Source organism: Citrobacter sp. RHBSTW-01044, assembly GCF_013781945.1.
Taxonomy (GTDB): domain Bacteria; phylum Pseudomonadota; class Gammaproteobacteria; order Enterobacterales; family Enterobacteriaceae; genus Citrobacter; species Citrobacter braakii.
In genome coordinates this window covers 3792854-3806366 of sequence record NZ_CP056180.1, presented here as the reverse complement: position 1 = coordinate 3806366, position 13513 = coordinate 3792854, and the positions used below count along the sequence as shown (strand labels likewise).

The following is a 13513-nucleotide window of genomic DNA, read 5'->3' as shown; positions in this document are numbered from 1 at the left end:
AGAAAGTTGGCAATATTAATTGGGATGTTAATTTTGCCGTTCACAACTGTTTCTGCGGCGCCACTCTCTCCTGCGGATCGGAATACCATTCAGCAGCAACAGCAGCAGCGACTTAATGAAAACCAGCGCCAGCGTGAAGAGCTGGAGCGTAGCGTTACGCTACCCGAAACCGTAACGCCGAAAACGCCAGCCCAGACTGAAGGGCCGTGTTTTATGATTTCGCGTATTGATATTGACGGCGCAACGAAGTTGTCCGCCGCTGCCTCGGCAAAGCTTACCGCGCCATGGGTGAATCAATGCCTGAATATTCCCCGCCTTACGGAACTGACAAATGCAATTTCCGACTGGTATATCAGTCGAGGCTACATCACCAGTCGTGCCTTTTTAACCGAACAGGATCTCTCATCCGGGGTGCTGCACATTGCGGTGCTTGAGGGTAAATTGCAGCAAATACGTCTGGAAGGCGTCCCATCGCGCACTCTGCTGATGACCTTTCCCGGAATGGAAGGAAAAATTCTCAATCTGCGTGACATTGAACAGGGGATGGAGCAGTTGAACCGGGTTCGCCAGACGCCGGTGGAAATTGAAATTTTGCCGGGCAGTCAGCAGGGGTTCTCAATAGTTAACCTCACCGCCACGCCTGAATTTCCACTCAATGGCTCAGTTAGTTTTGATAACAGTGGACAAAAGAGCACCGGAACCGGACAGCTCAGTGGTGCGCTATTTTTCAATAACATGCTCGGCCTGGCGGATAAATGGTTTATTAGCGGCGGACGCAGTAGCGATTTTTCCAGCAGCAAAGATGCGCAGAACTTTGCGGCCGGCGTGAGTATTCCTTACGGCTACGGACTGCTTGATTACAACTACAGCTGGAGTAACTACCTCAGCACGATTGATAACAATGGTTATGCCTGGCGTTCCACCGGAGATAGCGAAACCCATCGTCTGAACGGATCCTGGGTTTTGTTTCGCAATGGTGATGTCAAAACCGCTGCATCGCTGGGTTTGACGCATCGAATTAACCGTAACAAATTGAATGATATCCTGCTGGAAACCAGTAGTCGCAAGCTTTCCAGCGTTTCGCTGGGCATCAACCATACGCAAAAAATTGCTTCCGGCGTTGCGACGTTTAACCCTTCATTCACCCAGGGCGTGCCATGGTTTGGCGCAGAGGATGACAACGATAAACAGGGTGATGTGCCAAGGGCGGAATTTCGCAAATGGAGCGTCAGCGGTAGTTTCCAGCGCCCGTTGGCAGAGAAACTGTGGTGGCTAAGCAGCGTGTATTTTCAATGGTCTCCAGACCGACTCTATGGAAGTGAACGCCTGACGCTGGGCGGAGAAACCTCCGTTCGCGGTTTTAAAGAACAGTACATTTCTGGAGATAACGGCGGCTACTGGCGCAATGAAGTGAATTATTCGCTATTTACGCTGCCGGTGCTGGGACAGATTGGCGCGATAGCGGCATTCGACGGCGGCTGGCTGAAACAGGATAACGTTGATAGCTATGCCTCCGGCACGTTGTGGGGGGCTGCGCTGGGATTAACCAGTTCAGGGCGCTGGTTTTCCAGTCAGTTTACCGTAGGAACGCCAGTTAACTATCCGGACTGGCTGGCGCCGGATCATCTCAATGTGTATTACCGCGTTGCGGTGGCATTTTAAGGAATAAGGGTGATGAAAAAGGATCAGGTTCGTTTTTCCCAGCGTTTGCTAAGTGGCATGTTGAGTTTCCTGTTGGCTACCCAACCACTGCTCCCAGCGATGGCTGCCGCCATCACGCCTGAAGGCAATACGCAGATGGATAAAGCCGCCAATGGTGTTCCGGTGGTGAATATTGCCACGCCGAACCAGTCCGGGATTTCACACAATAAATATAACGACTACAACGTGGGAAAAGAGGGGCTGATCCTCAACAACGCGACCGGGCAATTTACCCAGACCCAGCTCGGCGGCATCATCCAGAATAACCCGAACCTGCAACCGGGAAAGGAAGCTTCAGGGATCATCAACGAAGTTACCGGCGCTAACCGTTCGCAGCTTCAGGGCTATACCGAAGTCGCGGGGAAAGCTGCCAACGTCATGGTTGCCAACCCCTATGGCATTACCTGTAATGGTTGTGGATTTATCAACACGCCTAACGCCACGCTGACCACCGGTAAACCCGTGTTGGATGCCAACGGCAACCTACAGTCGCTGGATGTAAGCAAGGGCAGCATTACCATAGAAGGTAAGGGGCTGGATGGTAGTCAGAGCGATGCGGTGTCGATTATTGCCCGTGCCACGGAAATTAATGCTGCGCTGCACGCCAAGGATCTGACGGTTATCGCCGGCGCGAATCGCGTGGCGGCGAATGGCCAGGTGAGCCCGCTGAATGGCGAAGGGGAAGCACCGAAAATTGCGGTAGACACCGGTGCGTTAGGCGGCATGTATGCTAATCGAATTCATCTGGTCTCCAGCGAGAAAGGGCTGGGGGTCAACCTCGGGAATCTGAATGCCCGTCAGGGTGATATCACCCTCAATGCTAACGGGAAATTAACGATCGGCAACAGTCTGGCAAATGGTGGTCTATCCGCCAGTGGCGAAGGCGTCACGTTGACCGGCAGTCATAAGACCGGAAGCGGGATGGTCATCAACAGCACCGGGGCGTTAGCGTTACAGAATGCAAATCTCTCCAGCGGCGCAGGCGTGCAACTGGGCAGCGATGGCAAGGTGACGATCGAGGGGGGCGGGGTTGCTGCAGCTGGCGAGTTGCAGGTGGCTGCTAAACAGGATGTAGCCATTGCGGCAACCACTTTGGTTAGCCAGAAAAACACCTCACTGCGCAGTGACGGTTCGCTGAAAATCACCGACGGCAGCCTGACCAGTAAAGAAAAAATGCATGTTACGGGTACTAATGGGCTGGCGCTGACCCGTTCCACGCTGGGGAGTGATACTGATGTCAGCCTTAACAGTCAAGGCGAACTGTCGGCGCATGGGGGATTGCTCTCAGCAGGTAACGGATTAACGCTGAAGGCACAGCGCATAGCTCTGAATAACGCCAGTCGTGCCGATGCGAAGGGCGCATTAAGCCTGACCGGTAGCGACATGAACAACCAGGGACAGGTCAATGCGGGAGGCGCGTTGTCCCTTTCTGGTGGGCACCTCGTTAATGGTGGTCAACTGGCTGCAAATGGCAGTCTTGATGTTTCTGTCAGCAGCCTTAACAACGCAGGTCTGATGCAGGGTAACAGCGTATCGGTCAACAGCGGGGCGCTGGATAATATGGGTACGCTGGCGAGCGGCGGCCAGCTTTCAGTACAAACGGTAGCGCTGAACCAACAGGGGATCCTGAGCGCGAAAAACGATGCGGATATCCGGGCTGATGCCACGCTGAGTAATGGTGGAAAGTTGCTCTCTGATGGCACATTAACGGTGCAGGCCGCGACAGTTGAACAACATGGCGTCCTCTCTGGCAACCAGGGGGTAACGGTCAATGCTGAAAACCTCACCACCGCGAAAGATTCGCTGATCGCCGGGCAACAGGACATACAGTTAAACGTTACGCAAAACCTTAATCTGAACGGTCAGGTTAATGCCGCTGGTGCGCTTAATGTCGACGCAAAGCAGTTGACTACTGGCAAAGACGGTCATTTGCAGAGCGGTCTGGACCTTGCGATTACGGGCAACAACGTGACGCTGAACGGCGTACAGGCGGCTAAAGGTTCGTTGGATGTGACGGCTGACAGGCTCAGTCATGGCGGGAAATCCACTGGGGAACGCGTCGGTTTCAGCGCGCAGCAGTCAGTTGATAACCATGGAGAGCTGCTGGCCGATACTCTGGCGCTCAGTGGGACAACGCTGACCCATAGCGGTAGCGCCAGCGCCGAACGCATCTCGATTATTGCATCTGATGGACTCGCCAGCAGCGGCTCTCTGATCGCCGACACGTTAACTCTCCAGAGTCAGCATGTCGTGAACAGCGGTCTGATGCAGGGCAACACCGCGCTGAACCTGCATACCGACAGACTGGAAAACCTCAGCGGCGGCTCACTCTACAGCAAAGCATCTCTAGCGCTGGATATACCGTATCTGGCTAACCATGGGTTGATTACAACCGACGGTTCATTGCACCTCAACGGTCGCCAGTTGGTTAACGGCGGAGAAATTAACGGCGTTAATCTGCAAAGTGAATATGCGACGATAAAAAACGAAGCCGCGGGACGCCTGCTGGCTGACACGTCATTATCTGTTCACGGACAGCAGACAGATAACCTCGGACTCATGGCCGCCGATACGCTCGCACTGAACAGTCAGGACGTGAATAACGAAGGTAATGTGTTGTCGGTGGGTGAATTAAGTCTTAAGAATCAGACTCTCCACAACACTGGCTTGCTGCAGGGCGGTACGCTGAATCTGGAAGCAAATACGTGGCAAAATAGCGGTAATGCGTTGGGAGAAACGGGGGTAACGGCAACAGTACACGACGCGTTCACTAACCAGGGAAAAGTACTCAGTCAACAAGGTATGACCGTGCATGCCGCCAGCGTGAATAACAGCGGAATGCTGGCAGCGAAGGTGCTGGCATTATACGGCGATCTCAGCAACAGTGGGATCCTGCAGGGGAATCAGGCGCTCGCCTGGGATGGGAATCGCTTTACAAACCTTGCTGGTGGGCAGGTGACCAGCGGTGAAGATCTACAGCTCAGCGGAAAGCGTTTTGAAAATGATGGCCAACTAGAGGGCCGTACCGCGGCGATTAGACTGGATAACCTGCGCAATAGCGGCAGCGTTCAGGCACTGGACAGTCTGAAGATTAAGGCTAACGGGCGACTGGATAATCAGGGATCGCTGCGCAGTCTCAACCTGTTTGAGTTGGCTGCGGCACAGTTGTTTAACGACGAAATGATTGCTGCAAAATCCCTGAGCATTTCCGCACCGGAGCTGGTGAATAACGGCATTGTGCAGGGTAATTCGGCGCTACAACTCACCACCCGCAATATGTTCAATGGTCAGCAGGGACAACTGGTTAGCGGCGCGGGGTTGGATTTAGGCCTAGACACGCTGGAAAACCACGGTCTGCTGCTGACAAATACCGACTTCACACTGCGCGGCAGCAAATTAATTAACGCAGGTGATATTCAGGCCGATTCCCTGAACCTGACGCTGGCGAACTCGGTTGAAAACCAGGGGAGTATGGTGGCGAAACAGGGGGCGTCGATGAATACTGCATCCCTGGATAACCGCGGTACGCTGGCGGCGAAAAGTGTCACTCTGGATGGAAAATCAATCCGTAACAGCGGTCTGGTACAGAGCAACGACAATACCTCGGTTTCTGCGAATACCTTCATCACGGATACCGCAGGTAAATGGCTGGCCGGTAATGCGCTGCTGGTGCATTCCGGTGCGATGGAAAACGCCGGCGTACTGCAAGGCGATACCCTGACATTCACTGCCGACTCGCTGAATAACAGCGGCGTGTTTAACGGTTTGCATGGCCTGGAAGGCAAGCTGTCCGGGCGACTTACCAACCCCGGACACATTCAAAGTGGCGGCGCACTGACGCTTACGGCTGATGATATCAACAGCGCCGGGCGTATTACCGGTGACAGGCTGACACTTGCAGCCTCGACGTTAAACAATACAGGCCTGTGGCAGGGGACGAATGGGCTTACGCTGGCTGGCGATGTGCTCACGACGGGCATTACGTCCCGTACGCTGAGCGGCGGCGCGTTGAGCGTCAATGCCGGCACTATCACGACGCAGGGAACGCTGCAGGGGCAGCAACTTACGCTGACCGCAGATGACTGGCTGCACAAAGGATCGCTGATAAGCCTGGGTAATCTGACGGCTGATGTAAACAACGGCCTTACTACATCAGGCGAAGTGATGAGTCATGGCGGAATGTCACTGACCGCGCAGCAGCTTGATAACAGCGGCAAGCTGCTCAGCGAAAGCGACGTAACGCTAGACGGCGTGCAGCTTAATAACAGTGGCACGGTACAGGGAAATACCCTGACCCTGCAGCAAAACCGGATCCACAATCAGGGTACGCTGACCGGTCTGCAAAGCCTGACGCTAGAGGCGCGTCAGCGTCTGATGGCGCGCATGGCGATGGCTTCACCGCAACAGGAATTGATTAACGCAGCAGGTGGTTCACTGCTGACGCAGGGGACGCTGAAACTCTCTTCTGGCGAGGTGACGAATAACGGCGTGTGGCAAGGGCAGTCTGTTCTGCTCAATGCGCAAACGCTGACAAACAACGGGGCAATACAAAGCGCCGACGCTCTGCAGCTTACGCTCGCAAATAACCTGACGTCTGCGGCGGGCAGTAAAATTACTGCCCTTGGTAACGCGACGCTACAGGCGCTTTCTCTGGCTAACGCCGGGCAATGGACGGCGAAAAATCTTACGCTGAAGGGGACAACCCTTGATAACAGTGCGGCGATTAGCGGCGTAAATGCGTTTACGCTTGCCATGAACGGCGCGGTCAGGCAGCAGAAAGCGGGCAGTATGCTGAGCGGGGGCGCGTTGGATCTGACTGCGGCGTCAGTCACCAATGAGGGCAAAATTCAGGGGGCGACGCTGGGCATGACGACCGGCGCATTGACCAACAGCGGACGACTGCAAGGGGATAATGGCGCAACGCTGTCGCTGAGCGGTGATTTGATAAACCAGGCTTCCGGGGAGATTGTCAGCCGCCAGGGGCTGACGCTTTCTACGCCAGTGCTGTCCAACTACGGTTTAATGCAGGGCGGTGGAGAGACCCATCTTAACGCCACAACTCGCGCACTCAATGACGGCAAACTGCTTTCTGGCGCGGGAATGAAGCTGACCACGCCGCAGTATTCCGGCGCAGGCTGGTTACAGGCGGCAAACCTCATTCTGAATGCAGCAACGGCCACCAATAGCGGGAACTGGCTGGCTGACAGCGCCACGCTTGCAGGGACCAGTTTTACCAACCTGGGAACCGCGCAGGCCGGTCAACTGGCGGTGAAATACACGCAACTGACAAATAACGGTACGCTGTTGGGCACCTCGCAACTGAGTGTTAATGCCAGCCAGATTAATCAGAATGCGGCAGGGAAACTGTTCAGCGGCGGCGATCTGTCCGTTGAAAGTCACGGGCTGGGTACGTTGGGGCAAGTGGTTGCGCTGGGTAATCTGACGCTGAAACTGGTGAATGACTTTACTGTGCAAAGCGTTTTTGCCGCGGGTAAAACGCTGACCATTACCAGCGATGGCGCTATCGACAACCGTAGCGTGCTTCAGGGGCAATCGCTCAACCTGACGGCGGGCGGACAGCTCAGCAATAATGGACAAATCACCACTGGCAACGGCGCCAGTTATCTCAGCGGCGACAGCGTAGCGCTCAATACCGCCGGAACGTTACAGGGCGGCGGCGATATTACGCTGACCAGTCGCGGTAATATTTCAGTCTCTGGTTTCACCGGAACGCGTGGCTCTCTGACGCTCAATGCACCGGGTGCCATCGTCAATACGGCGCTGTTGTACGCGGCAAATAATCTGGCGCTATATGCTAACACCATTACCAACCAGCGCGGCGATATCCTCGCGGGAAACAATCTGTGGATGCAGCGAGATGCGGCGGGAAATGCCAACAGCGAAGTGGTCAACACCTCCGGTAATATCGAAACCCAGAACGGTGATATCACCATCAAAACCGGGCATCTGCTGAATCAGCGGGATGGGCTGGTGTTAAGTAACGGCAAAATTGAAGATCTAACACAACAGTATGCCTGGCTGAATGAGAGTTTTGCAGATATTCCTCTTTCTGAGCTAAAACTGGGAACTGACTATGGTTACATTGTTAACCGATCCTGCAGCGGTGGAGGGAGTCCGGGGCACGGCGCGAGTCCTGATTGTTACGACATAGCTGTTCCTAAGGCGATGAAAAACAGTCCGACGAAGGAGATTGCAGTCTCACGCGCAACCCTTTCTGTCTCTGCCAGCGGTGGGGCCGGGCGCATCAGTTCATCTCGTGGAATGGTCCTTCAGGCGGGACATCTGGAAAATAATGCCAGTACGTTGCTGGCTGGCGGGGACATGCACCTTTCGGGTACAACCCTGCAAAATCAGTCTTGGACAGACGGTACAGTTACCCGATATCGGACGTATGCTGCTGACCAGCAAGGTAATAAATGGGAAACGCCTGCTGCGTCAGTAAAAGCTGATAGCTATAGAAAGACTCCAATTCATTACATCGCACAAGGGAAGGACCGAGAAGAAGCTTCGGGTGCAACGATTTATCGCTCAGTAATCCAGTCGGGCGGAAAAATTCAGGCAGTTTTTTCACAAGATATTAGCAATACCAGTACCACTCCTAATACGGGGGGAGTGATAAATACCATCGTTACCCCTACCCTCAACACCCTCAGCAACCAAACCATCAATAATGGGGTGCAAAAGCAGGCGCTGGCAAGCAATGACACGGTAAGTGTCAGCTCTCCACAGTGGAACGATCGACTGCATGACGTATTGCAGAAGATTAACGGCGGCGGCGCGCTGGAAAGCAGCGGCGTATCAGACGCTACGCTCAACCCTGTTTCTACCACGCAGAAAGGTAACGCCAGCCTCGGCCAACTCAATGGCCTGATTAACCCAGGCGAGAAGGGCGTGAATGCCGCCGGGATAAATCAGGGCAAAACGGTGGATACCAGCGCTTATCCGTTGCCTTCCGGAAAGAACGGGTATTTCGTCGTCTCTGACGATCCGAAAAGCCCGTATCTGATCAACGTTAACCCGAAACTGAATGGTCTTGGTCAGCTCGATCCCAGCCTGTTTGGTGATTTGAATGCAATGCTGGGTATCAAACCTGGCGAAGCGCCGCGTGAAACCAATATTGCGTATACCGATCAAATCCAGTTCCTGGGATCGGCCTATATGCTCGATCGTCTCAAACTGAACCCTGAATATGACTACCGTTTCCTCGGTGATGCGGCGTTCGATACCCGCTATGTTAGTAACGCCGTGCTGAATAAGACGGGAAGTCGATACATCAACGGCATTGGTTCTGACCTTGACCAGATGCGTTATCTGATGGATAGCGCTGCAAGCACTCAGCAGTCGCTGGGACTGAAATTTGGGGTGGCGCTGACGGCAGATCAGATAGCGTCCCTTGAGCACAGCATGCTGTGGTGGGAAGCCGCCACCGTCAACGGTGAGACGGTAATGATACCGAAGCTGTATCTCTCGCCGAAAGATATCACCGTGAACAACGGTAGCGTCATTGCCGGGAATAATGTTCAGCTTACCAGCGGGAATATCACCAACTCCGGCAGTACGCTGTTGGCGAGAAACGACCTCACTCTCGACAGCCAAAACAGTATTAACAACCTTAACAATGGTCTGATGCAGGCCGGGGGCAACCTCGACCTGAGCGCGATTGGTGATATCAATAACGTCAGCTCCGCCATCAGCGGAAAAACGGTAGCGCTGGAAAGCCTGGGCGGCAACATCAATAATCTGACGCTGGCGGAACAGATTGATGTGAGTGCCAGGGACAAATACCGCAATGTGAGCTTTAAAGATACTCTGCTGGGGTCTACGGCATCGATAACCGCGCAGGACGGATTGTCGCTCTCGGCAGGCAAAGATATCACTGTTACTGGCGCGAATCTCTCTGCAGGCGGCTCATTGCTGATGGATGCGTGGGGGGATATTGCGGTAAATGCCAACCAGATTAACGATGCCCGGAGTCGCTCCGGACGCTGGATAACTGAGACTGGTCGGTCGTCAGTGGACTGGCAGGGTAGCGCCATCAGCGCGGGCGGTAACCTCGGTATCAATGCCGGGAATAACCTCAATATCACCGCCAGCGATGTTAAAGCGGGAGGGAATGCTCAGCTAACAGCGGGTAACGATCTCAATCTGAATGCGGCTACCACTCAGCAAAGTAGCCGTAACGGGGGCAGTGAATCGCACAGCACCGGGCTTTCCCGTACTACCGTTTCAGCGGGTGACAATCTGGTGTTGAAAGCGGGTCAGGATATTAATTCCCATGCGGCTGGGCTGGCTGCGGAGAATGATGTCGGTCTGCTGGCCGGGCGAGATGTCAACCTGCTGGCTGAAGCAACGACCGACGGCGACAGCTATCGTGCGAAGAAGAAAACCGTAGTCAATGACGCCGTACGCCAGCAGGGAACGGAAATTGCCAGCGGCGGCGACGCCGTCATTATTGCCGGGCGTGATGTAAACGCACAGGCAGCAGATGTTACGGCACAGGCCGATATCGGCGTAACGGCAGGCCGGGATGTGAATCTCAAGACCGCCACAGAGAGCGATTATCACTACCAGGAAACCACGAAAACCAAAAAAGGATTCCTCAGTAAAAAGACTACCCATACGATTGAAGAAGACAGCGCTACGCGGGAAAAAGGCGCGCTGCTGAGTGGGAACAATGTGACTGTCACCGCCGGGAATAACATTTTGGTACAGGGCTCAGCCGTTGCCGGTGACGGCAATGTGGCGCTGGGGGCTGGCAACAATGTGGATATTGTTGCCGCCACCAATACCGATACCTCATGGCGCTTTAAAGAGACTAAAAAGAGCGGCCTGATGGGGTCAGGCGGGATCGGCTTCACCATCGGTAGCAGCAAAACCACGCACGATCTGCGCGAAAAAGGCACCACCCAAAGCGAGAGCTTCAGTACTGTCGGCTCAACGGCGGGCAACGTCAGTATCACCGCAGGCCAGCAGGCACATATCGGCGGCGCGGATATCATCGCCCAGAAAGATATTGCTGTTCGCGGCGACAGCGTACTTATTGAACCGGGTCATGACAAACGCACACGTGATGAGAAGTTTGAGCAGAAAACCAGCGGACTGACGGTGGCGCTGTCGGGGGCTGCGGGCAGTGCGGTGAACAGCGCGGTTTCAGCAGCACAGGGAGCAAAACAAAGCAGCGATTCCCGACTGGCGGCACTGCAGGGTACGCAGGCAGTTCTCTCCGGAGTACAGGCCGGGCAAGCTGTGGCTCTGGATCAGGCGAAAGGGACCGCTAAAGACAATACCAATACGATAGGTGTCAGTGCTTCTCTGGGCTCACAGTCCTCAAAATCGACCTCCCACAGTGAGCAGGATTCAACGACGGGAAGTACTCTGAACGCAGGCAACAGCGTCAATATCACGTCCACAGGAAGCGATATTACTATTGCAGGCAGTGAAGTGAAGGCCGGTAAGGATGTGGTGCTGGATGCCACACGTGACGTGAATCTTATCGCTTCGCAGGATACGCAACTGACGACCGGTAAAAACAGCAGCAGCGGTGGCAGTATTGGCGTGGGTATCGGTGTGGGTTCTGGTGGCGCGGGGATCAGCGTCTCGGCGAACGCCAACAGCAGTAAAGGGCGTGAGAAAGGCAACGGCACCCGGCAGAATGAAACCACGGTGGATGCGGGTAATCAGGTCACGATAAACAGCGGGCGGGACACTACGCTTGCTGGTGCGCAGGTCAACGGCAATCAAGTGACGGCAGATGTAGGCCGCGATCTGACGATTACCAGTACGCAGGACAGCGACCACTACGATAGCAAACAGAACAGCGTGAGCGGAGGAGTGGGATATACCTTCGGCGCGGGGACGGCTTCTGCGAGTATCAATGCCAGCCTCGACAGGATGAAGAGCGACTATGACTCGGTGCAGGAGCAGAGCGGGATATTCGCGGGAGACGGTGGCTTTGATATCACCGTGGGCAAGCACACCCAACTGGATGGCGCGGTCATTGCTTCTACCGGTTCAGTGGATAAAAACAGTCTGGATACGGGCACGCTGGGCTTTGGCGATATCCACAATCAGGCAGATTACAAAGTGGAGCACCAGGGGGGAGGGATCAGTACGGGAGGCAGTATTGGTCAACAGTTCGCGGGTAATCTGGCGAACGCCCTGATTGCAGGAGGTGGCAGCAGCGGGCATGCGGAAGGAACAACGCAGGCGGCGGTGAGTGAGGGGACGTTAACTGTTCGCGACACGGAAAACCAGAAGCAGGATGTCGCCGGTCTGAGCCGGGATGCGGAGCATGCAAACGGCAGCATCAGTCCTATTTTTGACAAGGAAAAAGAGCAGAGACGTCTGCAAGAAGTGCAACTGATAGCCCAGATAGGTAACCAGGCGGCGGATATCGCGCGGACGCAAGGTGAGATAAATGGCCTGAACGCGGGTAAAAAAGCACTGGCAAAGGAAGGCATTCCTGAGCCGGATGTGAACGCCAGTGATGAAGAAAAAGCAAGATACCAGACGCAACTACGGAACTCAGCGGCATATAAAACCGAGCAGACGAAATACGGTACGGGCAGTGACGTGCAGCGGGGTATTCAGGCTGCAGTAGGCGCTCTGCAGGGGCTGGCTGGCGGTAATATTGGCGCGGCGCTGGCGGGGGCATCGGCACCGGAGCTTGCCAATATCATAGGCCATAAGGCGGGCCTCAGCGAGGATGATATCGCGGCTAAAGCCATCGCGCATGCGATACTGGGTGGTGCTGCGGCGGCTATGCAGGGGAACAATGTAGCAGCCGGAGCGGCTGGCGCAGCGGCAGGAGAGCTTGCTGCTAATGCGATACTGAAAACGATGTATCCGGGCAAGCGCGTCAGCGAACTGGATGAAAGTGACAGGCAGTTAGTCAGCAATCTTGCGACTATTGCATCCGGGCTGGCAGGTAATCTGGCCGGGGGGGATTCGAAAAGCACGACAACAGGGGCGCAGTCTGGTAAAAATTCAGTTGAGAATAATTTACTCGGTGGTAGTGAAGATGCTCAGGCTGCATGGATACGTCAGCATGGGCTCGATATGGCGAGCTGTTCTGATAATCCTGATGGAGCCGCATGCCATAAGGCTAAAAATGAACGGGATGCGGTAGGACTTGCTCTGGCAACAGGTACAGTGGCTCTGCTTCCTGGTGGTGCTCAGGCTATGTGGGGACTGGGAGCAAGTGCGAATGCCGGTATCAGTTATCTGGCTGATGGTACTATAGACCCTGCAAACGCAGCCATTGCTGGTTGGGTGAATGTATTCAGTATGGGGAATGGCCTGGCAGGTACAGTCGGCTGGAATGCCGCAGGTGGTGCGCTGGGTAACTGGATTGACAACAAAGACCCGCTGTCGGGGGCGCTAATCAATGGGGCCGGTTCGGGTATTGGCTATGGCATCGGTAAAGGGGTCTCATGGGGCGTTAATTCTGGTGTTAACTGGTGGAAAGGTGGTTGGGATCCTAAGTTTAATCCTGCTCTGAGGCAGTTTACTGAAGTGAAAGGAGAGCTTGGGCTTTCAAAAGAAATGACACCTAGCTATTTTCCAGGTATAGCTGGCGATATCGGTGGTAGCGTGGGATCTGAACTTAGCGGGAAGTATATAGAGCAGAAATCCTCTCAGGAGGATCGCAAAAAATGAGAAAGCAAAATAAGTTTCTGCACCTGCCTCTTTTTATCGCATTAAGTATTGTGTCCATTTTTTTGACATCAATTACTTTATACGTAGCAGGGGAGTTGTTGTTCTTCTTTTTCAAAGGGATACCAATTAATTT

Annotated in this window: 2 protein-coding genes; both read left to right on the top strand. The window is 54.4% G+C overall.

All coding sequences use genetic code 11. From position 1 onward, the window contains the following. Positions 1-24: 24 nt before the first annotated feature. The gene (locus HV352_RS18425) at positions 25-1662 is read left to right on the top strand and encodes a ShlB/FhaC/HecB family hemolysin secretion/activation protein (protein WP_233612762.1); all 1638 of its coding nucleotides are present in this window, start codon (positions 25-27) and stop codon (positions 1660-1662) included. Positions 1663-1674: 12 nt separating this feature from the next. Further along, positions 1675-13380, top strand: a complete 11706-nt coding sequence (locus HV352_RS18420) for a hemagglutinin repeat-containing protein (RefSeq protein ID WP_181634958.1) — start codon at positions 1675-1677, stop codon at positions 13378-13380. Positions 13381-13513: the final 133 nt, after the last annotated feature.